Origin of the sequence: Streptomyces smaragdinus, assembly GCF_009604385.1 — a bacterium.
Classification (GTDB): domain Bacteria; phylum Actinomycetota; class Actinomycetes; order Streptomycetales; family Streptomycetaceae; genus Streptomyces; species Streptomyces smaragdinus.
This window is the reverse complement of the sequence record NZ_WEGJ01000009.1, coordinates 88,867-112,364: the sequence shown is the minus strand read 5'-3', so window position 1 is coordinate 112,364 and position 23,498 is coordinate 88,867. Positions and strand designations below refer to the sequence as shown.

General features: G+C 73.5%; 18 protein-coding genes and 2 pseudogenes. 6 read left to right on the top strand and 14 right to left on the bottom strand.

Translation table 11 applies throughout. The annotated features are described in order from the left end of the window. Nucleotide 1: 1 nt before the first annotated feature. The 8 genes from SRB5_RS15220 to SRB5_RS15185 all read right to left on the bottom strand — a co-directional run bounded on the left by SRB5_RS15220 (nt 2) and on the right by SRB5_RS15185 (nt 10,694). On the bottom strand, nt 2-898 hold the full coding sequence (locus tag SRB5_RS15220; protein WP_153452496.1) for an ABC transporter ATP-binding protein: 897 nt from the start codon (nt 896-898) through the stop codon (nt 2-4). Next, on the bottom strand, nt 895-3,630 hold the full coding sequence (locus SRB5_RS15215; RefSeq protein ID WP_153452495.1) for a hypothetical protein: 2,736 nt from the start codon (nt 3,628-3,630) through the stop codon (nt 895-897). The genes SRB5_RS15220 and SRB5_RS15215 overlap by 4 nt, the downstream gene beginning before the upstream one ends. Next, nucleotides 3,627-6,929 carry an ABC transporter permease gene (locus SRB5_RS37500; RefSeq protein ID WP_153452494.1) on the bottom strand — a complete coding sequence of 1,101 codons (3,303 nt, stop codon included), beginning with the start codon at nt 6,927-6,929 and terminating at the stop codon, nt 3,627-3,629. Before SRB5_RS37500 ends, SRB5_RS15215 begins: the two co-directional genes overlap by 4 nt. Nucleotides 6,930-7,152: 223 nt before the next feature. Next, the gene (locus SRB5_RS15205) at nt 7,153-7,596 is read right to left on the bottom strand and encodes a S26 family signal peptidase (protein WP_153452493.1); all 444 of its coding nucleotides are present in this window, start codon (nt 7,594-7,596) and stop codon (nt 7,153-7,155) included. Further along, nucleotides 7,590-9,401, bottom strand: a complete 1,812-nt coding sequence (locus SRB5_RS15200; RefSeq protein WP_153452492.1) for an ABC transporter ATP-binding protein — start codon at nt 9,399-9,401, stop codon at nt 7,590-7,592. The genes SRB5_RS15205 and SRB5_RS15200 overlap by 7 nt, the downstream gene beginning before the upstream one ends. Continuing rightward, nucleotides 9,398-9,931, bottom strand: coding sequence for a TlpA family protein disulfide reductase (locus SRB5_RS15195; RefSeq protein WP_153452491.1), 534 nt, complete (start codon nt 9,929-9,931; stop codon nt 9,398-9,400). Before SRB5_RS15195 ends, SRB5_RS15200 begins: the two co-directional genes overlap by 4 nt. Then, nucleotides 9,928-10,479, bottom strand: a complete 552-nt coding sequence (locus tag SRB5_RS15190; protein WP_194292936.1) for a MauE/DoxX family redox-associated membrane protein — start codon at nt 10,477-10,479, stop codon at nt 9,928-9,930. Before SRB5_RS15190 ends, SRB5_RS15195 begins: the two co-directional genes overlap by 4 nt. Further along, nucleotides 10,479-10,694, bottom strand: a complete 216-nt coding sequence (locus tag SRB5_RS15185; RefSeq protein ID WP_153452489.1) for a hypothetical protein — start codon at nt 10,692-10,694, stop codon at nt 10,479-10,481. The genes SRB5_RS15190 and SRB5_RS15185 overlap by 1 nt, the downstream gene beginning before the upstream one ends. A 410-nt stretch (nt 10,695-11,104) precedes the next feature. Here SRB5_RS15185 and SRB5_RS15180 point away from each other — a divergent pair, with 410 nt between their 5' ends. Together SRB5_RS15180 and SRB5_RS15175 are read left to right on the top strand one after the other, a co-directional pair. Beyond that, the gene (locus tag SRB5_RS15180) at nt 11,105-11,611 is read left to right on the top strand and encodes a hypothetical protein (RefSeq protein ID WP_323377939.1); all 507 of its coding nucleotides are present in this window, start codon (nt 11,105-11,107) and stop codon (nt 11,609-11,611) included. Nucleotides 11,612-11,678: 67 nt separating this feature from the next. Beyond that, nucleotides 11,679-13,103, top strand: coding sequence for an SPFH domain-containing protein (locus tag SRB5_RS15175; protein WP_153452488.1), 1,425 nt, complete (start codon nt 11,679-11,681; stop codon nt 13,101-13,103). Between the two features lie 93 nt (nt 13,104-13,196). Here the strand turns inward: SRB5_RS15175 and SRB5_RS15170 are convergent. Beyond that, a pseudogene (locus SRB5_RS15170) lies at nt 13,197-14,083 on the bottom strand (LysR family transcriptional regulator). Nucleotides 14,084-14,198: 115 nt separating this feature from the next. Between SRB5_RS15170 and SRB5_RS36515 the strand changes: the two are divergent. Further along, a pseudogene (locus SRB5_RS36515) lies at nt 14,199-14,679 on the top strand (type 1 glutamine amidotransferase domain-containing protein); the annotation flags it as partial. 550 nt (nt 14,680-15,229) lie between these two features. On the opposite strand, the gene SRB5_RS15160 reads toward SRB5_RS36515, so the two are convergent. The 4 genes from SRB5_RS15160 to SRB5_RS15145 all read right to left on the bottom strand — a co-directional run bounded on the left by SRB5_RS15160 (nt 15,230) and on the right by SRB5_RS15145 (nt 17,869). Further along, nucleotides 15,230-15,817 (bottom strand): hypothetical protein, encoded by a 588-nt coding sequence (locus SRB5_RS15160; RefSeq protein WP_153452487.1) that lies wholly within the window; start codon nt 15,815-15,817, stop codon nt 15,230-15,232. Between the two features lie 22 nt (nt 15,818-15,839). Next, nucleotides 15,840-16,409: a hypothetical protein gene (locus tag SRB5_RS15155; RefSeq protein WP_153452486.1), complete on the bottom strand. Its 570-nt coding sequence runs from the start codon at nt 16,407-16,409 to the stop codon at nt 15,840-15,842. Between the two features lie 783 nt (nt 16,410-17,192). Next, complete coding sequence (locus tag SRB5_RS15150; protein ID WP_323377938.1) at nt 17,193-17,591, bottom strand: PIN domain-containing protein; 399 nt, start codon at nt 17,589-17,591, stop codon at nt 17,193-17,195. Continuing rightward, entirely contained in the window at nt 17,588-17,869 is a 282-nt protein-coding gene (locus SRB5_RS15145; protein WP_153452485.1) for a hypothetical protein, read from the bottom strand. Before SRB5_RS15145 ends, SRB5_RS15150 begins: the two co-directional genes overlap by 4 nt. A gap of 180 nt (nt 17,870-18,049) precedes the next feature. Here SRB5_RS15145 and SRB5_RS15140 point away from each other — a divergent pair, with 180 nt between their 5' ends. Then, nucleotides 18,050-20,374, top strand: a complete 2,325-nt coding sequence (locus SRB5_RS15140) for a heavy metal translocating P-type ATPase (RefSeq protein WP_153452484.1) — start codon at nt 18,050-18,052, stop codon at nt 20,372-20,374. Nucleotides 20,375-20,450: 76 nt separating this feature from the next. Here the strand turns inward: SRB5_RS15140 and SRB5_RS15135 are convergent, their stop codons facing one another. Beyond that, a complete protein-coding gene (locus SRB5_RS15135; RefSeq protein WP_153452483.1) occupies nt 20,451-21,074 on the bottom strand; it encodes a DUF4232 domain-containing protein in 624 nt (207 codons plus the stop codon). Between the two features lie 377 nt (nt 21,075-21,451). Here SRB5_RS15135 and SRB5_RS15130 point away from each other — a divergent pair, with 377 nt between their 5' ends. Next, nucleotides 21,452-22,822, top strand: coding sequence for an MFS transporter (locus SRB5_RS15130; RefSeq protein WP_153452554.1), 1,371 nt, complete (start codon nt 21,452-21,454; stop codon nt 22,820-22,822). A 47-nt stretch (nt 22,823-22,869) separates the two neighbouring features. After that, on the top strand, nt 22,870-23,415 hold the full coding sequence (locus SRB5_RS15125) for a TetR/AcrR family transcriptional regulator (protein ID WP_153452482.1): 546 nt from the start codon (nt 22,870-22,872) through the stop codon (nt 23,413-23,415). Nucleotides 23,416-23,498: the final 83 nt, after the last annotated feature.

Below are 23,498 nucleotides of genomic sequence, written 5' to 3'. Positions count from 1 at the left end.
GTCACCCTTCCGCCCCGCCCCCCGCCCCCATCCGCTGCGGCCACACCCCAATGTGATCGTCCTCCAGTGCCAGCCGTACCCGGTCCCGCATGTGCAAGGCGTCCGTGAACGCGCGGGGGAGTTGTAGGCGGCCGTTCCTGTCCAGGACCGCGTATTCCTCCGTCGACTGGGCCTCCTCGTCGCGTAGGACCTCCGAGGACGTGCGGCCGTTGCGGATGCCGATGGTGCGGCGGGTGTGGCGGGAGACCAGGGGGTCGTGGGTGACTACCACGATCGTGGTGTTCAGTTCCGCGTTCGCGCGGCGCAGCGCCGTGAAGACGTCGGTGCCCGTCTCCGTGTCGAGTTCGCCCGTCGGCTCGTCGGCGAAGAGGACCCGGGGGTTGTTCGCCACCGCCGTGGCGATGGCGACCCGCTGCTGTTCGCCGCCGGAGAGCGTGTCGGGGCGGCGGTCGCGGGCGTGGGCCATGCCGAAGAGGTCGAGGAGTTCCTCGGCGCGGGAGCGGCGGGCGCGGGCCTTCATGCCGATGTAGGTCATCGGCAGCATGACGTTCTCGACGGCGCTCAGATACGGGAAGAGGTTGCGCGCCGTCTGCGCCCAGACGAAGCCCACCGTCTGCCGCCGGAAGGCGATCCGGTCCTTCCGTTTCATCGTCAGCAGGTCCATGCCGTCCACCACGGCCGTGCCCGCCGTAGGCACGTCGAGGCCGGAGAGGATGCCCAGCAGCGTGGACTTGCCGGAGCCGGAGGCGCCGACGACGGCGAGCAGTTCGCCGGGCATCACCGTGAGGTCCAGGCCCTGCAGCGCCTGCACCTCGACCTTGTCGGCCCAGTAGATGCGGACCAGGTTCTCGCAGCGGATGAGGGGGTCCGCGCCGCGTACCCGTGCGCCTTCAGTCATCTGGTCTCTCCCACTCTCAGTACCGATCCGAGCGCCCGCTGCCGGCCGCGCAAGGTTTCGACGGCGACGGCCAGGGCGATCAGGGCGGCGAGCCCCACGGCGAGCAGCACGGTGAGGCCGTAGTCGGTGGACTGCCCGGCCCCGGGGCCGCCGGTGAACTCGCCGAGCGGCAGCGCGGGCCCGAGGATCTCCGGCAGCAGCAGCCCCAGCGCGCTGCCGCCCGCGACGGCCGCGATCACCATCGGCAGCATCTCCAGGAAGTGCACGAACGCCGTGGGCCCGGAGCCCAGGCCGAGCGTGCGCAGATAGGCGGCCGTGCGGCCGCGTTCGCCGGCGGAGAGCAGCAGCTCCAGTACGACCGCGAGGAGCGCCAGCAGCACGCCGGTGACGCCGGCGGCCGCGTACACGAGCAGGACGGCGCGGAGCAGGCCGTCGTCGCGGAGCGCGGCCAGCTCCTCGTCGAGTACGCGCACCCGCGCGCCCGGCCCGACGCCGGTGAGCGCGGCGGCGCGTAGCGCGACGGGGTCGAGCCGGTCCCCGTAGACGAGCACGGCGCTCTCCTCGACGTCCAGGCGGTCCGTGAACGCGGCGGCGTCGACGAGCAGCATGCTGCCGGACGGCTCCGCGCCCGTGACGGGCCCCAGTGCGGGGTCCCGGGCCGCCGTGCCGGTGAGTTCGCCCACGATCCGCACGGCAAGGGTCTCCGTGAGCGGGAGCGTCTCGCCGAGGCGGGCCGACAGTGGTCCGAAGGCCAGCGCCGGCAGCACCGTCACGGGCCCGTCGCGGTACGGCCGCCGCTCCACCGCCAGCAGAGCGTCCGCCGGCGGGGAGTCCCCGGCGGCCGCGCGCAGCGCCTCGGCGTCGAGGCCGATCAGGTCCGTCGTGCCGCGCACCTGCCCGTCCGTGGCCCGCGCCAGGGAAATCTCCGCGCGCCGCGTCACGACCGTGTGCCGGACACCGGGTGTGCGGGAGAGGGCCGCCGGTTCGGCCGTGGGGGCGATGACGGCGGCCTGCCCGCCCGCGTTCCAGGCGGCGGCCCGCTCACGTCCCTCGGTCGCGGTGGAGGAGATCAGGCCGCCGAACACCGCCGTGGCCAGGGTCAGTACGAGCACCAGCAGCGCCGGCGTCCGTCCCGCCGCCGTACGGCCCACCCGGGCCAGCGCGATGAAGGCGACGGTGCCGCGCCGCGCCTGGCAGGCGAGCCAGCGCAGGGGCAGCGGATACAGCCGCATGAGGATCAGCACGGTCGCCAGGCCCAGCAGCACGGGGGTGGCCGCCAGTTGCGGGTCGCCGCCGGAGGCCCCGCCGTCGCGCACCCGTATCGCCGCGACACCGGCCACGGCCAGCAGCAGCACGGCGGACTCGGCGAGCAGCCGCCGGCTACCCGCCGCCCCCGAGCCGGCCGCACGCCCCCCGCGTACGGGCCGGCGCTCGCGCACCGTGAACCACGTCAGAGCCGGCAGTGTCAGCCCCGCCAGCACCACGACCGCCGCCGTCAGCGGCAGACCGCCCGAGACGTCGTCGCCCAGCGTGCCCACGGTGACCCCGTAGCCGGCGGCCGCGCCCAGCAGCACCGCCGGGGCCGTCTGCGTCAGCCGGGCCAGCGCCACGCCGAGCGGGGTGGCGCCGCGCGCACGCTGCAGCCTGTCGCCGGCCTCGTGACGGCGTACCGCGAGCTGCGCCGAGACGACCAGGGTCGCGAAGGCCACGGCGATCAGGCCCGCGATCGCGAACGAGGCGAGCGCGCGAGCCCGGTCCCACTCCCGGGCGAACTCGGCGAAGAGCGGCGACAGGTCGTCGGCGGTCATCGGCGGCTCGAACGCGTTGCCCGCGATCCGGCAGCGCCCGCCGCTCGCCGCCCCGGGGCACAGCCCCTCGCCCGCGTCCCGCCCGAACTGCCCGACGGCGCCGCGCAGAGCGTCGACCCCGCCGTGCCGCCCGTCGCCGAGATCCAGCCCCGTACGCCAGATCACGAGCGTGTCGTCGAGCCCCGCGACCGCCTGGACCGCCTCCACGCCGCTTCCGTCCGTCACCGCGAGCGCGCGGTGCACCCGGGCGCCGGAGATCCGCTCGTCGAGCGGGGCGGCGAGCCCCGGTTGCCGGCGGAAGAGCGGCAGGCCGTCCGCCCGCTCGGGGAGCCGGAAGAAGCCGGTGAAGGTCACCTCGACCCCCGGCTTGAGCGTGAGCCGCTGGCCGAGGGTCAGCCCGAAGGCGTCCCTGACCGCCGTCGACACGGCGACTTCGACGGCGTGTCCCCGCGACGGTGGTCCGGGCGGACGGCCCTGCGCGTAGGACGTCTTCGCCGGCGCGTCGTCCGCGTACAGCAGGGAGAGCTGTGCCCGCGCCCTGCCAGGCATTCCCGCGACGACATCGGCCGGCGGGAGCACGACGCGTAGCGGGCCGGGGCGGAGGAGGCCGCGTAGTGGCTCCTTGGCCTCGGCGCGCATCTTCTCGCCGGCCTTGTGCAGCGCGGGCACCATCGAGCCGGACCCGGACGGCGCCTCGAAGCCGCCGTCGGCGTACGGGTTGATCACGGCCGACGTGACCAGCAGCTCGCCCTGTGCCTGCGCCCGCGAGACCCGGTCGTCCAGCGCGCTGCCGGAGAGCCGGTCGATCAGCACGGGCCCGGCCAGCGCGACCGAGGTCAGCACGGCCACCAGCACGAACAGGCAGGCGAGCAACGGGGCTCCGGCCCGTGCCTCGCGGGCCACCCAGCGTCCGTTGACCCTCACCGCTCACCCGCCCGCATGACCCGTACGAGATCCACCCGGGCCAGCATCCGGGACATCACCGTGACCAGCCCGGTGATCAGCACCCCCGTGGCGGCGGCCGTCAGCGCCACCCGCGCCCACGGCACGGTGGCCACCACCCCGGGAAACACGGGCCGGCCCAGATCGTCGACGATCACCAGCGGTACGACCAGCCCGGCGACGGCCGTGCCCAGCGCCGTACCCAGCACCACCGCGATCACCGCGATCAGCAGCAGCTCGGTCCACAGCAGCCCGGTGAGCTGCCGTTTGCGTATGCCCATCGCGCGCAGCAGGGCGAACTCCCCCCGGCGTTCACGGGTGGAGAGCACGGCGTGCATGGTGAAGCCGATCACCGCGAAGGCCGGGGCGAGGAGCAGGCACAGCACGAGCACGCCGCGGGTGCCGTGCTGCAGCGGATCGTCGCGCAGCCGTTCGGCGGCGCGGGGTGTGTCCCGGGTCGTTCCCATGCCGTCGGTACGGCGCACCGCCGCCGCGGCGGCCGCGGGGTCGCCGTCGCGGGCGGACAGCCACCAGAACGACTCCTGCGGCTGCAGCCCGCCGCGCTGTACGAGCGAGGCGGCCAGCGCCGCGCTGTCGACCAGCAGCCGCCCGCCCTTGGCCGGGAAGCCCGGGACCGCGCCGATGCGCCCGATGACCTCGACGGTCAGGAGCGTTCCGTCGCGCATCTGGACGGTCGCCGTGTCGCCAGTGCCGACCCGGTCGCTCGCCAGCAGCGCGTCGTCGGCCAGCGCCGGTACGGGGGCGATGCCGTCGGCCCGTATCGGGGCCAGCTCGACCAGCCGCCGCGCGTGCGGGACGGGGGACGGTCCCATGAGCCGCGCCCGCAGCCCGTTCTCCGGCTGCTCCTCCGGGAGATCGCAGAGCCCGGCGGAGGTGACCTCCCCGGCGACCGGCGGGGCGCCCGGGCAGCCGAGGTCCGACGGCCCGTACTCGTCGCTCCCGAGCTCCGTCCACTGCCCCTCCGGTCCCGGGGCGGCGGCGGGGCTCGCGGTGTCGGAGCCGAAGCGGTGAAGCGTGATGTCGTACGACGTGCGGACCGGCTCCGGCGGCAGCTCGAAGCCGATCCGGGTGATGCTCAGCGGATAGTGCCGCACCAGGTCCTTTCTGCCCTGTACGTCCAGGGGGACCGTCATCTCATGCCGTAAGCCGTCCGCCGCGGGCAGCGTGCCGGTGACGGTGCCGGCGAGACCGGAGGCGTCCTGCACGGTGAGCACCAGCGTGCCCGGGAGCGTGCCCGTCGACCGCACGGTGACCTCGACGGCGATCGCCTCCGGCTCGCTGGGCAGTTCGACGCCGGCCCGGGGCGGGTTCTTCCCCAGGGCGGTCAGCTGCTCGGCGAGGTCCCCGTGGGCGAGGTCGTCACGCAGGGCGGGCATCGGTCCGGAGGGCGCGCCGGACCGCAGGGTGGACGCCGCTTCGGCGGTGTCGACGGCGGTGACGCCGGTGGTCTGCGCGTACAGCTCGACCGGCAGGTCGACGACGGGGGTCGCGGCCTCGACGCCGGGCAGGCCGGTGTAGGCGCCGTACCGCCCGGCCGCCGGCAGCGCGTCGGCTGAGAACAGGTCCGGGGTCAGCCGGAGATCCGCGCCCACGGAGTAGCGCGCGCGGTCCTCGTTGCTCCGGTCGATCATGGCGAGCGCCGAGGTGGTGAGGGCGCCCACGGCCAGCGCGAGGACCATCAGCAGCGCCGGCCCGGCGTGCTTGGTCGCGCGGCGGCCGACCTGCCAGCCGCCCAGCGGCACGATCAGCCCGGCGGTGCGGCGGGCGAGCCCCGCGGCGCCGCGCTCGGCGAGCGGCAGCAGCCGCAGCGTGAGCAGGGTCGCGGCGACGGTGATCACGACGGGTACGAGGACCAGCACCGGGTCGGCGTAGGCCGCGCCGCCGGTGCTCGCCACGGGCGAGCGGTAGCGGCTGAGCTGCAGCCAGCCGAGGACGGCCACGGCGGCCAGCGCCAGATCCGTACCGGCCCGCTGGAACGCCGCCGTTCGCGGTCCGCGCCTGCGCAGTTTCGCCACCGCGCCGCCGTCGCGGGAGGCGCGGAGTACGGGCAGCAGGGCGGCGCAGCCGTGCACGGTGAGCGCGAGCAGCGCGGCGGTCCAGCCCGCGACGCCCAGCGCGGAGTGCGGGACCGTGCCGGGGAGCAGCCCGGCGCCGTCGAGGGCGGCCAGCAGCGGGCCCGCGAGGAAGGGCGCGGCCAGCGCGGCGGGGACGGCGACCACGGCCCACTCGGCTCCGGCCGACGCGAGTATCCGGGGGGTGCCGGCGCCCCGGGCGCCGAGCAGCGCCGTGTCCGTTCCGCGGTGCTCCGTGAGCTGCCGGGCCGTCAGGATCAGCGCCGCGAGGGCCAGCGCGCCAAGCAGCGCGGCCGGCACGTACATCCCGGATCTGGCGGCCACCATCGGCGTCGCGATCCGGTCGAGCGCCCGCGTCATGGGGGCGTTGACGGCCATGCCCTTGACGGGGGGCGAACCGCCCCCGAAGACCGTGCGCCGGGAGTCGCTCTCGGCGAAGGCGGCGACGCGGTCACGCAGCGGGCCGAGTTCCCCGGCGTCCAGCCGGTGGGCGTCGGGGACGCCGAACCAGCCCGCCAGCGCGCCGCCGGACAGCGCCGGGGTGGCCTCGAAGCCCCGTTCGGACACCAGGGCCAGGGTGTTGAGGCGGCCGGGTTCGCCGGGCAGGGAGGACAGGACGGCGGGGTCCCGGCCATTCGCACGCCACAGCCCGGTGATCCTGAGCCGGAGCTCGCGGCCCCCGGCGCCGGACAGGACGACGGTGTCGCCGGGCCCGGCGTGCAGCCGCCGCCCGAGGCTCTCGTGCAGCGCGGCCTGGGTCCCGCCCTGCTCCGCCGGCCACTCCCCGGCGGTCAGCCGGGCCAGCTGCCGTACCTCACTCACCGCGGCGACGACGACGCCCGCACCGGGGCGCGGCTCCCCGTCGGCGTCGAGCACCGGCAGGTCGAACGAGGGTCCGGCCGGTGCGCGTATCGCCGTACGCACGTGGTGCGGCACCCCGCCGAAGGCGGAACTCAGGGCGGTCCGTACGGCCTTGTCGGCCTTCGGTACCCCGTCCGCGTCGTAGTCGGCGGTCACCCGGACGACGCTGTCGGGGTCCCGAGCGAGCCGCTGCCGGGCCCCGCTCTCCACCGCCTCGCCCGCCAGGGTGCCGAGGGCGGCCAGCACGGTGCCGGCCAGCAGGACCGTCAGCGCGGCGGCCACGAGCGCCGGCCCGTGGTGCAGCCAGCGGCGCACGACGCGGGGCACGCGTCCGGCGGGCGGCGCGGGTATCGGAGGACGCTGCCTCACGGCCGTTCCAGTCAACGATCGCTCTCCCCCGCAGGAGCCGGCAGTTGCAATGTCGTCCACTCTCCGCGAAGTGGTCCAGACCTCCGAGCCGACCTGAGCATACGAGCGCGGGGAGCGGCCCCGGCAGGGGTCGGTTTCCCGTTGACTCATTCGTTACCGGGGCCGCCGCCCCGAGCGCCCCTCACCCCTTGCCCAGCACCCGCACCACCGTGCCCAGCACCTGGTCATCCGGGCACGGCCCGTGCTGCCGGGAGTCGGAGCTGAACTTCCCGTCCCCCACCACCGCGAGGTGACCGTCCGGGACGGTGGCGCCGGTGGGGCCGTCCACGCCGGGCATGGCGTCGCCGGGAAGGGCGACCGCCCGCTTGATGTACCACTCCCGCGCCCCGAGATCCCGGGGCGCGGGCGGCAGCCCCCGCCAGCCCGTGTCGCCGTCCGGGCAGGTCACCACGACGATACGGCCCCGCCGCAGCCCGCCGGTGCCGCGCCGGACGAGGACCCTGGCACCGGGCTGGAGGGTGGGGGCCATACTGTGCCCCTCCACGGTGACGGCCACGAAGGTGCGGCGCACCCACCAGGCCGTACAGGTGATCGCGGCGGCCGCCGCGACAGCTCGTTTCAGCACAGGACTTCCCCCGCATCCGTGTAACCGGCCGCCTGCAGTGTGAACAGCCGTGCGTACTCGCCCTTCGCGGCCATCAGCTCCGCGTGGCTGCCGGACTCGGTGATCCGGCCGCCCGCCAGCACCACGATCCGGTCCGCCCCGCGTACGGCGCCCAGCCGGTGGGAGATGAGCAGGCTCGTCGCCCCGTCACGGTACGCGTTCAGCTGCTCGTGCACCCGCTGTTCGGCGGCCGCGTCCAGTCCCGCGCTCGGCTCGTCGAGGATCAGCAGGTCGCGGCCGGAGCGCAGCATCGCCCGGGCCAGGGCGAGCCGCTGCCACTGGCCGCCGGAGAGCAGCACGCCCGTACCCTCGGACTCCTCCGGGTCGTCCTCGTCCGGGAAGCTGCGGGACAGCAGCGTGCGGTAGCCGCGCGGCAGCGCCTCGAGCTCGTCGTGGATGTCCGCCTCCTTCGCGGCGGACGCCAGTCGGGCGTGGTCGTCGAGGAGCGTCAGGTCACCCTGGCCGATGTTCTCGGCGGCGGTCAGGTCGTACGAGACGAAGTCCTGGAACACCGCGCTGACCCGCGCCCGCAGCGTCGCCGGATCCAGCTCGCGCAGATCGGTGCCGTCCCACCGGATGGCGCCGCGCTCCGGGTCGTGCATCCGTAGCAGCAGCTTGACCAGGGTGGACTTGCCGGCGCCGTTCAGTCCGACCAGTGCCAGCGACTGCCCCTTGGCGATGCGCAGGCTCACCCCGCGCAGAATCCAGTCGCCGCCGGGGTAGCGGAACCAGACGTCGTCCAGCTCGACGGCCTCCCGCAGCGCGCCCGCGCGAGCGGTGCCCCGGGGCAGATCCGGCGGCAGCCGGGTGATGTCGACGTAATGGCCGAAGAGCAGCAGCGCCTGGTGGCAGCCGGCGATGTCGGTCACCACGGACGACAGCCCGCCCTGGACGCCGGTCATCACCGCGATGAAGGCCATCACGTCCCCGGCGCTGTAGTCGCCGCGTGCCGCCCCCCGGACCATCCAGATCAGTCCACCGCCCGCGATCACCGCGCCGAGAAGGGCGAGCGGCGCCTGGGTCAGCACCACCCGGCGGTCGACGCGCTCCTCGGCGGCGTTGATGGCGCGGGTCTCGGTGCGCATCCGGCCGAGCAGCCAGTCGCCCGTACCGAACAGCCGGATCTCCTTCACCGCGCGGAGGTCGAGCATGAGTTGCTGGTAGAAGAGCTGACGGCGGTTGCGCGGGCTCATGCCCCGGGCCACCGCCGCCCGCCGGCGGCTGAGCGACAGCTGCATCAGCAGTGCCGGCACCGCCGCCACCACCGTGAGCGCCGCCAGGACGGGCGAGATGACGAACAGGACCCCGAGCAGTCCGGCCAGGGCGAGAGCCTGCTGCAGCAGCCCGAACAGCGACTGGGTGATCTGGTCGGGCGCGCTGCCCGCGGCCTGCTGCGCCAGCCGCAGCCGGTCGAGGAACGCCGGCGACTCGAAGCGGCCCATCCCGACGAAGCCGTTGACCGCGCCGAAGAGCCGGTCCTGTACGACCTGCAGGATGCCGCGCTTCAGCCGCGCGCGCAGATACTCCCCCGCGTTCGGCAGCACGGCCGCCGCCACCCCGAGCCCGGCGAGCCCCGCGACCAGCGGCTCCGGGCTGCCGTCCGCGCCCGGCTGCAGCGCGTCCAGCAGCCACTTCAGCAGCAGCGCGGTGCCGGCGGGCAGCAGCCCCTGGACGACGGTGAGCGCCAGATACGCGAGGCACGACAGCGGCCCCGCCCGCCGGACGAGGGCGAGGGCCGCCGCCGCGCGCCGGATGGCATCGGTCATACCGGCAGCCGGTCGAGCACGGGGTTGGTGCCCGCCTGGGCGTACGTGACCAGGCCGTCGGCGCCGGCGAGCACGGTGGTCGGGGTGGCGCTGACGCCGTAGCGCGTGGAGATCCCGCCCACCGGCCCCTCCACGACGACCGTGGCGAGGCCGGTGAGCCGCCCGGCCATCTCGGCGGCCTGGGCCTCGTCGTCCGCGGCGATGACCACGACGAGCTGCTCGGCGTCCATTCCGGTCCGCTCGGCGAACTCGGGCAGGTCGTTCACCGCGGCGTCGCAGGCGGGGCAGCCGGTGGAGAGGAAGGTCAGCGCGGCCGAACGGCCGGCCAGCCGTACGTCGCTCACCTCGTCGCCGCCGACCGAGACGGCGGTGAAGGCGGGCAGCCGGGAGCCGACCGCGGGACCGGACGTCATCTCGGGCCGCTGGTGCGACTCCTGACGGCGCAGCCGCCGGATGACGGCGAGGGTGAGCAGCAGATTGAGCACGGTGACCGCGCCCACGAGCACCAGTCCTGCGGTGAGATAGATCATCGGAACTCCTCCGTCAGAAAGTCCACGAGGTCGTCGTAGTAGGCGGTCAGCGCGGTGACCACGAACGCGGCGGCGATCCCCACCGCCACCCCGCCGGCCCGCATTCCGTCCCCGTCCGGTCCCGCGGACGCGAGATACAGCCCGGCGGCGGCCAGCGCGAGGAGCACGCCGTTGCGCAGTACGTGCCGCGGTCCGAGCCGGGCGGTGGACCGGCCGAAGCAGGCGCAGGGCAGCTCGGCCCCGGTGGTGGCGGAGAAGACGGCGAGGGCGGTGAAGCAGACGAACAGCACGAGGGCGGCGGCGAATCCGGGGCGCGCCTGCCCGGCCCCGCTGAGCAGCAGCAGCGCGACAGCGGCTTCGGCGCCGATGAGCAGCCCGGCCGCCGCGCCGGCGGGAATCCGCCGCGCGAGCGCGGGGGCGGGCAAGGCCCGGCGCACGGTGACCTCCACCATGCGCCGGGCCTCGCCGAACGCGCGTGCCTTCGCGACCGCACCGGCGAGCAGTACGCCCGCCAGCGCGAGCCGCAAGGAGAACGCGAGATAGATCATCAACAGTGCGCGCAGTAATACCAGGACCCGCAGTACGGGGCCGAGCAGGCGCCCCCGGCCGCGTAGCAGCAACGGACGTAGTTGACGGTGTCGACGCACTTGTACTGCTTGTACGAGGCGCAGTTCGTGCCACAGGTCACACATGCGGCCTGGGCGCGGGCCTCGGGGACCAGCTTCTCGAGAACAGCGTCACCGATCTTGGTCAGTAAGCTCACCGAGCCACCCTTCAACAGATGGGCACGTGACAGGAGTTGTCACGGACGCGACGAGAGTCACCTGCTCCGGGGGGTCGCACAAGCCGCGCCGATGACGGTGTGATCCAAGTCACTTTCTGCGTCGTCATTGGTCTAAAGTGCCCGGAAGTGACGCCAGTCGTGGGTGGGCAGCCGTGTGCGGCGCATGCGGAGGACGAACCAGGCCCCGGTGGCTCTTTCATCCCTGAAAGCGACGCACGAGCCTGGACAGGCAGTCCCGGAGCTGCTGGAGGCGGCCGTCACCCATCCACGGAGGAGTACGACATCAAGGGCGCGTAAAGACTGCCGGAAACCGGCAATGTGAACGCGCCCGCCACGGTGGGACCATCCCCGTGGTCAGGACGAACGCCGATGGGCCAGGAGGTGACCCGGTGGGCTTGTTTCTCGGACTCGGCATCGCCGGTGTGGTTCTCCTCGCCGCCGCACTGATTTTCGACGGGGTGCTGGAAGGCGTCTTCGACGGGGCGCTGGACGCCTTCGACGGTCTGGTCTCGCTGCCGGTGCTGGCCGGGTTCCTGTCCATGTTCGGCTTCGCCTCGGCCCTCACCCTGGGTGTCACCGGGCTCGACCAGGGCGCGTCCGCCGCCGTCGGCCTGGCGGCCGGACTCGGCACCGGATGGCTGACCTGGCGGGTGTGCCGGACGCTGATGCGCGAGCAACCGGGGGACAGCCCGCGCGGGGCGGATCTGGTCGGCACCGCCGGCTCGGTGGTCACCGCGATCCCGGCCGACGGGTACGGCGAGGTGATGCTGCACCTGGCCGGGCAGCCGGTCAAGCTCGCCGCCCGCAGCGCCGCACCGGTGGCCCGCGGCACCCAGGTGTGGGTGGAAGCCACGCTCTCCGCCACCGCGGTCGCGGTCCAGCCGGTCACCCGCTGACCCCGCCCAGTGCCTCGTTCTCGTTCTTCAAGTCGGCCTCCCCCGAGGGAGGCAGGGGAGGTTTCCCATGAGCCCTGTCGTCACCGCGATCGTAGGAGTCGTCGTACTCCTGGTGTTGCTCGCCCTCGTCGTCGTGACCCGCTACAAGGTCGCGGGTCCGTCCGAGGCGTTCATCGTCACCGGGCGGCGCGGGAAGAAGTCCGTGGACCCGGAGACGGGCCGTACCTTCACCGACAACAGCGGGCAGAAGGTCGTCGTCGGCGGCGGCGTCTTCGTCGTGCCGTTCGTCCAGCAGAAGTTCACCCTCGACCTGTCCAGCCGGCACATCCCGGTCGCGGTGCGGGGCGCGGTGACGCTGCGCGGCGTCAAGGCCAACCTGGACGGCGTCGCGATCGTCAAGGTCGGCGGCACCGAGGACTCCATCCGCGCCGCCGCCCAGCGCTTCCTCATCCAGCAGGACGGCATCGTCGGCTTCACCCAGGAGGTCCTCTCCGGCGCGCTGCGCTCCATCGTCGGCCGGATGTCCGTGGAGGACGTCATCCGTGACCGCGCCGCGTTCGCCGGGCAGGTCGCCGAGGAGGCCGAGGCCTCGCTGTCGGGGCAGGGCCTGGTGCTGGACGCGTTCCAGATCCAGGACATCACCACCGAGGGCTCGTACCTGGAGGACCTGGGCCGCCCCGAGGCCGCCCGCGCCCGCCAGGCGGCCGACATCGCCGAGGCCGAGGCCCGCCGCGCCTCCGAGCAGGCCCGGCTGAAGGCCGAGGAGGAGATCGCCCTCGCCCAGCGGACGCTCTATCTGCGCCAGGCCGAGATCAAGGCGGAGACCGAGGTCGCCGCCGCCCAGGCGAACGCCGCCGGTCCGCTGGCCGACGCCGCCCGCCGCCAGGAGATCCTCACCGAGCAGGAGAAGGTCGCCGCCCGCCAGGCCGCGCTGACCGACCGCGAGCTGGACACCCGGGTGCGTAAGCCGGCGGACGCCGCCCGCTACCAGGCCGAGCAGGAGGCGGAGGCCCGGCGTATCGCCGCCGTCAAGGAGGCCGAGGCCGCCTCCGAGACCGCCCGGCTGACTGGTGAGGGCGAGAAGGCGCAGCGTGCGGCGCTGGCCGAGGCGCTGCGGCTGGAGGGCGAGGCGGAGGCCGCGGCGATCGCCGCGCGGGGTGCCGCCGAGGCGGAGGCGATGGAGAAGAAGGCCGCCGCGTTCGCCCAGTACGGGGAGGCCGCCCAGCTGCAGATGCTCGTCGAGGTGCTGCCGCAGGTGGTCGCCAAGGCCGCCGAGCCGCTGGCGAACGTCGAGAAGATGACCGTCATCTCCACCGACGGCGCCGGCCAGCTGCCCCGGACCGTGGCGAACAACGTCGCCCAGGGCGTGGAACTGCTGTCCTCCGCGACCGGCGTCGACCTCGGCGCGCTGCTCCAGGGCGTCGCGGGCCGGGGGGCGGGGCTGCGCGCCGAGACCGCGGGCGCCAACGGGTCCATCGAGCTCACCGACTGACAGGGCATCCGGCCGGTGGCCGGCGCACGACCGTCCGCCGCGGCAGTGGGTGGGGAGGGAACGGCGCCGGCCGGTGGGGGGCGGCTCGCCGTCTCACCACTCCCGCGCGGCCTCCAGCAGCCGGTTCCGGACCCGTACCGCGTGCGGATTGTCCACCGCCCCGGGCCGTGCGACCAGGTACGACGTGTTGATCGGCGGGTCCTGCGGCGTGTGCAGCGGCACCAGCGTCCCCGACGCCAGCTCCGCTCGGCAGAGGTAGCGCGGCAGCACCGTCCAGCCCACGCCCGCGGTGACCGCCGCGCACACCCCGCGCAGATCCGGCACGGTGAGCGCCGCGCGGCTCTCCAGCCGGCGGCCGAAGACGTGCCGCCAGTAGCGGCGCGCTATCGGCAGATCCTCCGCGTACGTCACCAGCGGCGCCGCGAGCAGTGCCGCCGGCCCCTCCGAGGCGAGCCCGCGGATCAGCTCCGGCGCCGCGGCGGCGCCCGCCACCAGGACGAACTCCTCGTCCGCCAGGGGAACCGAGAGCAGCGCCCGCCCGCGCGGCCGGGACGTGGCGATCACCAGGTCGTGCCGCCCGGCGCGCAGCTCCTCCAGCAGCGGGTCCGTCAGCCCCGTCGCGGTCCGCAGCCGCACCCCGCCGGCGACGAGCGGCGCGAGGGCGGGCAGCACCTGCGTGCAGATGAGCTCCGCCGGCCCGGCGAGATGCACCGGTCGCGCCCTGCTCACGGCCGGATCGCCGGCTGCCGCGGCGAGGGCGTCGAGGGGGCCGCGACGCGGACGGCGAGTTCGTCGGCCGCGGGGGTGGGTACGACGCCGCGCGGGCGCCGTTCGAACAGCTCGCGAGCGGTCTGCTGTTCCAGCGCGCGGATCTGGGCGGTTACCGTGGGCTGGGAGAGGCCGAGGAGGGAGGCGGCGGCGGTGAACGAGCCGGCCCGGTGGACGGCGAGGAAGGTCCGGAGGAGGTTCAGGCCGTACACGGGGACATGGTATTCGTCATCCTATGGCAGCCATGGGGTAACCCATTGGTATCCGATGGGTCGCAGAGCCTGGCGTCGCTCCTGCAAGCCACTCGATCCTCGCGGGAGACCACCGATGTCGAAGATCGTTTTCGTGCTGACCGGCGCCGATCACTGGACCCTGGCCGACGGGACGAAGCACCCCACCGGCATCTGGGCGGAGGAACTGGTCGCACCGTACGAGACGTTCCGTGCCGCGGGGCACGAGATCGTCCTCGCCACCCCCGGCGGCGTCCCGCCCACCATCGACCCCGCGAGCCTCGGCGCCGACGCCAACGGCGGCCCGGAGGGCGCCAGCCCGGATCGCCGACGCGCTCGCCGCGCTGCTGGTACGGGTCCTGGACTCGGGCAAGCCGGTCGCGCTGGTGTGCCACGCGTCGGCGGCGCTGCTGGCCGCGATGCGGCCGGACGGCGGGAGCGCGGTGGCCGGCTACCGCCTGACGGGCTTCACGAACGCGGAGGAGACCCAGGCGGGCCTCGCGGAGCGGGCCCCGTGGCTCCTCCAGGACCGGCTCGTGTCGGCGGGCGCCGACTTCCGTGCCGGTGAGGCGTGGAGCGTGCGGTCGGCCGGGCCCCCACGAGGAGTACGGGACTCCGACATGCCGGTGGCGGTACCTGGGGGACTTGGGCGTCGCCACCGTCGTCGGTCGTCCCTCATCAAGCGTCGACCAGCCGACCGGACGTCAGCCGTCGTGCTCTTTCGGCGAAGCCGCTACACCTGCCCAGACTTCATATCAGCAATGTGCTCCGCACCAGACGTGAACGCCAGACCTGACGAAGCACTGCTCGGTTCACTCCAGCCAATCCCTCTAGTCCGTCGCAGCTGGCGCGTCGTCGGTTCGGGCGCGGGCGGCCTGTCGCGAAGCGCGAGGATGGATTGTGTGGCGTGACGCTCGTTTGACGCTCCGAGTTCCCGTACGCGGGACAACGGGCGGACAGACTGCCTCTGACCTGGGCTTTTTCGTGACCCCTCCAGGTCGACATCTTTCCGATGACGCATCATGTGGAGTGCGTGGTGATCCTGCGGCCGGCGGGGAAGGGTGCCTGACCTGCGGTGCCGGTATGTGGTCTCCGGATCGGCACGGTTCGCGGCGCCCGGGCGGTGTCTCAGAGCGCGTTGTGGATGATCGTGCCGTCGGCGACGGCCAGGTGTCGCTTCTCGCCGAACAGCTCGGCGAGCACCATGCCGGGCTGCTCGATGGGCTCGGCGCGTCCTTCCAGCGGTACGCGTGCCCGCCAGACGGTTCCCTCGTGTTCGACGGTGACATCGGCCCATCGCCGCGACGGTGCTTCGATGCCTGTCAGCCGGGCGCCGTGGCTGCCGAAGAAGGTGAGCTGGACGGCGAGTTGTTCGAGCAGCCAGGTCATCTGCGTCCAGGGCGGGGACGGCGCGAGCGGTATGTAGTCTCCGCCCTGCCGCTCGCTGTCGTCATCCGGGACCGGGCCGATGCTGTAGACCGGGAGTCTGTCGTCGGGGCGTGGGTACTGGGCGAACGTGAACCGGCGGTGGATCAGGTCGATGCGCTGGAGTTCGGTGCCCTCGGCTCCGAGCCGGTGGACCAGTCCGGCGACACGGAACAGGAACCGGGTGTCGGCGCCGGGATCGCCCTCGGGTTCCCGCTCGCCGGGGCCGGGGGTGCCGGCGGTCTCGGGCAGGGGTGAGTAGGACGCGGTGTAACGGCTCGCTTCGGTCATATTCCGGGGTTCCCCCTGTCCGTCAGGGCAGCGGTTCGTACGAAGCGCGCGTCGGTTCGGTGTCGCTCGAGTCGGCAACGGCCTGGCCTTGGTTCAGCTTGCTCAAGGTCGTGGACACCCATGCGGGGCACCGCACGACACCCTCGCAGTAGGCGGTGATGACGCCCTTGGGTTTGTGATCGCGGCCGGAGTGACGAATGCTCTCCTGCACGGAGACGATGACCTTGTACTGCTTGGTCAGCCGGCAGGATCCATTACGGCAGTTGTACTTGCCGGCGTACGCCCACATTTTGTACGAGGTGCCGCCCTGGCTCCTGCGGTTGGGCCCCCTGGTGACGTACTCGATGGCGGTGTACCTGGTGAGCGCGTGCTTCTTCTTGATCTTCGTCCATCCAAACCCCTTCCCGCTGCGGTAGTAGCCCAGGCGCAGCGGCATATTGCCGGGACCGGAGTACGTGAGGCTCCCGAGGATTTTGTACTGCCCGGTCGCCGCTGCCCGGGGGTGGTACTCGTGGCTGTCGGAGTGGGCCGGCACCGTCGCGGTTGCGGCGAGTGCGGCGACAGTTGCGACGATCGTCTTAACGCGGTACATGCCGGGGGAACGACAGTATGCCGGTCAAGGTTGCGGCAGGTGGGCCGTGTGGGTGGTGGGGGATCCCGGCTGCGTGTGAGACGGGGCGCGGTTTTGTGGCGGTGACCGGCACCGTCCCGTCCGTCAGGCTGTGCGTGCAGGGGTGAACCGACCGGCGACGTGAAGGTCCGATTCGATGGCGCCGGCCGGCTGTGACACCAACTCCGCGCGGTCCGTCACGGTGTGCGGGGTCAGGGGTGTGACCCGCAGCCGTTCCAGACGGTTCGGGCGGGAGGCGGGTCGGCGGCCAGGGCCACACGGGCAGTTATCCCGCGAGCGTCGCGAATGCCACCAGGAGGGTCCAGCAGGTCGACCCGGCCACGTGCGAGAAGCAGCCGGTCCGTGAGTACTTCGGCACTCCGGCCGCCCCGGTCACGGACGAGCTGCCGAACTTCGCCTACGTCCAGCAGTTCCTCGACCGTGCCCTTGACGTGGCCGCCCCCACCATCACGGCCTCCGTCGACGGCAAGCGCGGACCGCAGGGTGCCTACCTGTCTCCCGCGGCGCTGGTCCTCGACGTCACGGACAACGCCGCCGGCGTCGCAGGTGTCGAGTACCGCACACAGCACGGCACCTGGACGGCCTACACCGGGCCGGTGCAGCTCCGGCCCGGACTCCTCGACAGGGGCAGAGGCGCCGTGCGTGTACGAACCCGTATACGCACGGCGCTTGACGGCGGCAGGCATCCCGTGCGGCGTGGGCCGGACCGCGGGACGCATTTCGCTCCCGCGCGTTCGGGCAGCGTCAGATCTTCTCGGCCGCGATCCGGGTGCAGTCGCTGGTGAGCATGGAGATGTCCTCGACGTCCGAGGTCAGCACGGTGACCCGGCCGGGCTGGATGAGGGCAGTGGCGCAGAGCATGGCGTCGATGGCGTATGTGTGGCCGTGCAGCCCGGCCGTGCGCAGCAGGGCGGCGGCGGACTGGGCGACGGCCTGGGTGACCGGTTCGACTCGTAGCCGGGACAGGGTCCATTTCAGGGCCGCGTCGTTGATCCTGGGATGAATGACCTCGACCAATACCGCGGCTGAGGTGATCACGGGCAGGTCCGCGTCGCGTGCGGCGGTGAGCCACTCGTGGACCTCGCGGTCACGCTGGACGGCCTTGGCCAGTCCCTCGCTGTCCAGGACGAGGGCGCCGCTCACGCGGCTGCTCCGGTGCCGGAGGGCGCGTCGCCGGTGAGCCTGGCCCGTTTGGCGGCCACGGCCTCCGGGTCGGCCGGGCCGTTGGCCTGGTCGAAGTCGGCGATCAGGTCGTCCAGGTTGTCACGCTCGATCTGGCGTTGTGCGGCCTTCTCCAGGTATGCGGACACGCCTCGCTTTCCGACCCGTTCGCGGATGGCCTGCAGGGTGCCGGCGGTCAGGGTGACGGAGATTCCGCGACTGGGCCCGCTGCCGGGGAAGAAGTCGGTGTCGTCGTCCATGACGCGAGTATAGCATTGTAAATGCTATAGAGTCTCCGAGTGGGGAGTGCTGACGGACGGGGCGCCTGTTCGCCCAGGGCCCTTCGGACCGGGTCCGGGCGTCCCGTGCGGGTGTCCGGGGTGGCTGTCACGATGGGACCGGGGCGGACTGCCGTCGCGCCGTACGGACCGAGGTGCGCCATGGAGCATCACGCAGCACGACTGCGCCGGCTGGGCGCGGCGGTCGCGTCCCCGCGGCTCGAACCGGTGCTCCTGGTCGTTACGGCTGCGGCCCTGGCGGGGGGTGGCATCGCCTGGCTGGCCGGTGACCGGGGTCTCGCGGATCTGTGCTGGGGCGTGGGTACCGCCGTCGCCGTCGTGCCCGCGATCGGCTGGGTGCTGAGCGCGCTGCGGCAGGGGCATGCCGGGGTCGACCTGATCGCCGTACTCGCGCTCGGCGGCACCCTGGCCGTGGGGGAGTATCTGGCCGGCGCCCTGATCGCGCTCATGCTCGCCACCGGACGCACCCTGGAGGCCGCCGCCCAGCGGCGCGCCTCCCACGATCTGCGCGCCCTGCTCGAACACGCGCCCCGTTCGGCGCACCGCCGCACCGCCACCGGACTCGACACGGTGCCCCTGGGAGATGTCGCCGCCGGCGACCTGCTCGTCGTCCGCCCCGGTGAGGTCGTGCCCGTCGACGGCCGGGTGGAGGGCGCCGCCGCCGTCCTCGACGAGTCGGTGCTCACCGGTGAACCCCGCCAGGTCGAGCGGGCCCACGGCGAAGCGGTGCGCAGCGGTGTGGTCAACGCGGGCGGCGCCTTCGAACTGCGCGCTACCGCCAGCGAGGCGGACAGCACGTACGCCGGGATCGTGCGTCTGGCCGAGCAGGCCGGGGCCGAGTCCGCCCCGGTGGTGCGGCTGGCCGACCGTTACGCCGCCTGGTTCCTCCCGCTGGCCCTGGCGGTGGCCGGGCTGGCCTGGCTGATCAGCGGCTCCGCGGTGCGCGCGGTCGCCGTCCTGGTGGTCGCCACCCCCTGCCCGCTGCTGCTGGCGGCCCCGGTCGCCGTCGTCTCCGGGCTCTCCCGCGCCTCTCGCCTCGGCGTGATCGTCCGCGACGGCGGCGCGCTGGAGAACCTCGGCCGTGCCCGTACCGTCCTGCTCGACAAGACCGGCACCCTCACCGGCGGCCGCCCCCGCGTCGTCGACGTCACCGCCGCGCCCGGCCTCGAACCGGCGGAGGTGCTGCGGCTGGCGGCCTCCGTCGACCAGTACTCGCCGCACGTCCTGGCCCGGGCCATCGTCGACGCGTCCCGGGAACGCGGGCTGCGGCTGTCGGCCCCGGCGGACGTCACCGAGGAACCCGGCCGGGGCGCCACCGGCACCGTGGACGGCCGCAGGGTCTCCGTCGGCCGCCCGGACCCCGCCGCCGGCCGTCCCGCCTGGGCCGGGGCGGTCGACAACCGCGCGCTCCTCGACGGCGCGGCCGTCGCCTGGCTCACCCTCGACGGCCGCCTCGCCGGCGCCGTCCTGCTGAGTGACCCCCCGCGCCACGACGCCCCGCGCACCCTGCGCCATCTGCGCGAGGCCGGCGTCGAACGGCTGCTGATGCTCACCGGCGACCGCGCCGAACCCGCCCGTGAGGTCGCCGCCGTCCTCGGCCTCGACGACGTACGCGCCGGACTGAGCCCCGCCGACAAGGTCGCCGCCGTACGCGCCGAGCGCGAGCTCGCGGTGACCGTCATGGTCGGCGACGGCGTCAACGACGCCCCCGCCCTCGCCGCGGCCGACGTCGGCGTCGCCATGGGCGCCCGCGGCTCCACCGCCTCCTCCGAGGCCGCCGACATCGTCCTGACCACCGACCGCGTCGACCGGCTCGCCGACGCCGTCACCATCGCCCGGCGCGCCCGCCGGATCGCCGTCCAGAGCGCCCTCGGCGGCATGCTGATGTCCCTGGCCGCCATGGCCGCGGCCGCCGCGGGCCTGCTCCCGCCCGCCGCCGGCGCGCTGCTGCAGGAGGGCATCGACGTCGCCGTCATCCTCAACGCCCTGCGCGCCCTGCGCGTGGACCGGGCGGCACGCCCCGTCCTCACCCCGGAGGCCGAGGCCCTCATCCACCGCTTCGCCGCCGAACACGACGACCTCCAGGACGTCCTCGACGCCGTACGCGACGCCGCCGACCGCCTCTCCGACCCGCCCGGCCCCCGGGCGCTGGCCGCCGTCGAGACGACCCACCGTCTGCTCACCGAGCGGCTCCTGCCCCACGAGTACGCGGAGGAACACGAGCTCTACCCCGCCCTGGCCCCCACCCTCGGCGGTCCCGAGGCCACCGCCACCATGAGCCGCGCCCACACCGAGATCGAACGCCTCTCCCGGCGCGTCGCCACCCATCTGGAACTCGCCCGCGCTGCCGGCGGCCTGGCCCCCGACCAGCTCGACGACCTGCGCTCGTGCCTCTACGGCCTGAACACGGTCCTGCGCCTGCACTTCACCCAGGAGGAGGAGAACTACTTCTCCCTCGCGCCCTGAACGCGGGCCCGGTCGCCGCGATCCCCGGACTGCCCGCGCGGGGCCGCCCACGCAATGCCGGCGGCCCCGGGGCGGGTCAGAAGCTCAGGGCGTCCTCCGCTGTGCCGAACCAGCTGGTGACCCGCATGTCGTTGATGTTCACCGGGCCGTTCTCGACCGGCACCGTCGTCGGGGTCTCCGCCGCCGTCAGGGCCAGGTCCGCCTCGGTCGCCGTGTGGCCGCCCGCGTCCTCGGCCGCGCCGGGGGCGAAGAGGATGCCCGCGTAGGCGCGGGCGCCGGGCTTCAGGCCCCGGTTCGCGCCCGTCGGGCCCGCGTGGGTGGCGGCGCCGTCCAGGCCGGGGATGGTGACGATCAGGTCGTTCGCCGGGAGGAGACAGGGCTCGGACGTGGTGTTCGTCGCCGTCAGCAGGGCGTGGTCGATGCCGGCCACGGCGACCACGATCGAGTACTTCAGGTCCTGCGTCCTGCACATCCCCACGTCGCCGTCCACGCCCTCCTCCGACGCCGGGCCGCCCGTCGGCGAGGGCTTCGCCTTCGGGGACGGCTTGCTTCCCCCGTCGCCCGCCGGGGACGCGGAGGCGGCGGGCTCCTTCGGCGCCGGTGCGCCGCTGTCGGTGTCGTTGCACGCCGTCAGGGTGAGGGTGCCCAGGGCAAGGGAGACGAGGATGAGGGCAGAACGGGACTGAGTTACATATGACATGACATTCTCCCCGAGGAATCGGTTTGTACGGTGATCATGTCGTACCGGGAGCGATTTCAGGCCTGCCTGCACGGAGCCGGAACCGTACGCGTGCAGGGCTGTGACACATGTGTTCCCGCGGAACGTCTCCCCGTCAGTGCGCGCGAACGCCCTGGTATGTCCTGATTTCAGCGATATGTGTGATTCGATCAGGAAGGTCCCTGAAGAGGGGTGGATGGTGTTTGTGGGTTTGCTGGTGAATAGACATTCACCAAGCTGGTGAATAGAAATTCACCTGATAAGATCCGAGCTCTTGTCGCCAGGGAGGGAATTCCGTGCAAGACCCCCGATCCGACACCGCCGTACAGGAGCCGACCGACGCGGGCACCGTGGCCCGGATGCGCTCCGCCATGGCCGTCCCGGTCCTGGCCTTCGGCGGGATCCTCATGGCCGTCATGCAGACCGCCGTCGTCCCGCTGCTGCCCGATCTGCCGCGGCTGACCGGCTCGTCGCCCAGCGCCGTGTCCTGGACGGTGACCGCGACCCTGCTGTCCGGCGCCGTCCTCACCCCGGTGCTGGGGCGGGCCGGTGACATGTACGGCAAGCGGCGCGTGCTGCTGACCGCCCTCGCGCTGATGACGGTCGGCTGCTTCGTCTGCGCCTCGACCTCGCAGATCGGCGTCCTCATCGCGGCCCGGGCGCTCCAGGGTGCCGCCGCGTCCGTCGTACCGCTGTCGATCAGCATCCTGCGCGACGAACTCCCCCCGGAGAAGCGGTATTCCGCCGTCGCGTTCATGAGTTCCACCGTGGGCGTCGGCGCGGCCCTCGGGCTGCCCGCCGCCGCGCTCGTCGTGGAGTACGCCGACTGGCACACCATGTTCTGGGTGTCGGGCGGGCTCGGCACCGTCGGGGTCCTGCTCGCGCTGTGGGCCGTACCGGAGTCGCCGGTCCGCCGGCCCGGCCGGTTCGACGTGCTGGGGGCGCTCGGGCTGACTGCCGCGCTGGTGTGTCTGCTCGTCGCCGTGTCCGAGGGCGGGGAGTGGGGCTGGGGCAGTGTGCCGGTGGTGTCGCTGCTGGTCGGGGCCGTGGTGATCGGCGTGCTGTGGGCCGTCCAGCAGCGGCGGGCCGCGCATCCGCTGGTCGACCTCACCCTCGCCGTCAAGCCCAGCGTCAGCCGCCCGCACATCGTGGCGCTCGTCGTCGGATTCGCGTTCTACGCCAACTCGCTGGTCACCGCCCAGCTCGTCCAGGCGCCCGAGTCCACCGGGTACGGACTCGGCCTCTCCGTGGTCGGCGCGGGCCTGTGCCTGCTGCCGGGCGGTCTGCTGATGCTCGTCCTCGCGCCGGTCTCCGCCCGCATCTCCCGGGTGAGCGGCCCCCGGCTCACCCTGGCGCTGGGCGCCGCGGTGATCGCGGTGGGGTACGTGGTGCGGGTGGCGGACAGCCGGGACCTGTGGGTGATCGTCCTCGGCGGCTCCGTCGTCTCCGCGGGTACGGCCCTGGCCTACTCGTCGCTCCCGGCGCTGATCCTGGGCAACGTACCGGCCGAGCAGACGGGCTCGGCGAACGGCGTGAACGTTCTGATGCGTACCATCGGCCAGTCCCTGTGCAGCGCGGCCGTCGCCGCCGTCCTCGCCCACAGCGTGACCGGCGGCAGCGTGTTCCCGGCGCTGGGCGGCTACCTCACGGCGTTCGTCATGGCCGGTACGGTGGCCGTGATCGGGTGCGGAATCGCCCTGACCATACCCAGAGGCAGTGTGGCCAAGTGACCTTCACGCGGCCGCCGCTGCCGGGAACCAGGGAGAGCGGGAGCCGGATGAGGAGAGACGCCGCGGCGACCAAGGCGGCCATCGTCAGGGCGGCCCGGCGGCTCCTCGCCACCCGCGCCTACGGCGACATCACTCTGAAGGCGATCGCCGAACAGGCCGAGATCAGCCAGCCGCTGATCCTGAAGTACTTCGGCAACAAGGACAGCCTCCTGGCCCACGTGATGTCCTTCGAGGAGGACAGCGCCGCCCTGCTGGACGCCCCTGTCGCCGAACTCGGCGCCCACATGGTCCGGCACATGGTCCAGGCCCATGTCAGCCGCAGCCCCGACCCCCTGCTGCGGATCGTGTTCGCCCCCGTGCACAGCAGCCGGGGCGACGTCCTGCGGGACAACTTCCGCACCCAGATCACCGAACGCCTCGCCCGCCGCCTCGACGGCCCGGACGCGCCCGTCCGCGCGGAGCTCGCCGTCGGCATGCTGCTGGGCCTCACCGTGATGTGCCGCATCGCCCAGGGGGAGGCGCTGGGCGGCACGCCCCCGGAGGAGATCGTCGGGAGATACGCACCCGTGGTCCAGCGGTTCCTCACCCCCTGAGCACGGAGGTTCCGGGACCAACACCGTGCTATAGGGTGCGTGTTGGCGATGTCGTACGAACTCCTGTTCCTCCCGAGGGAGCC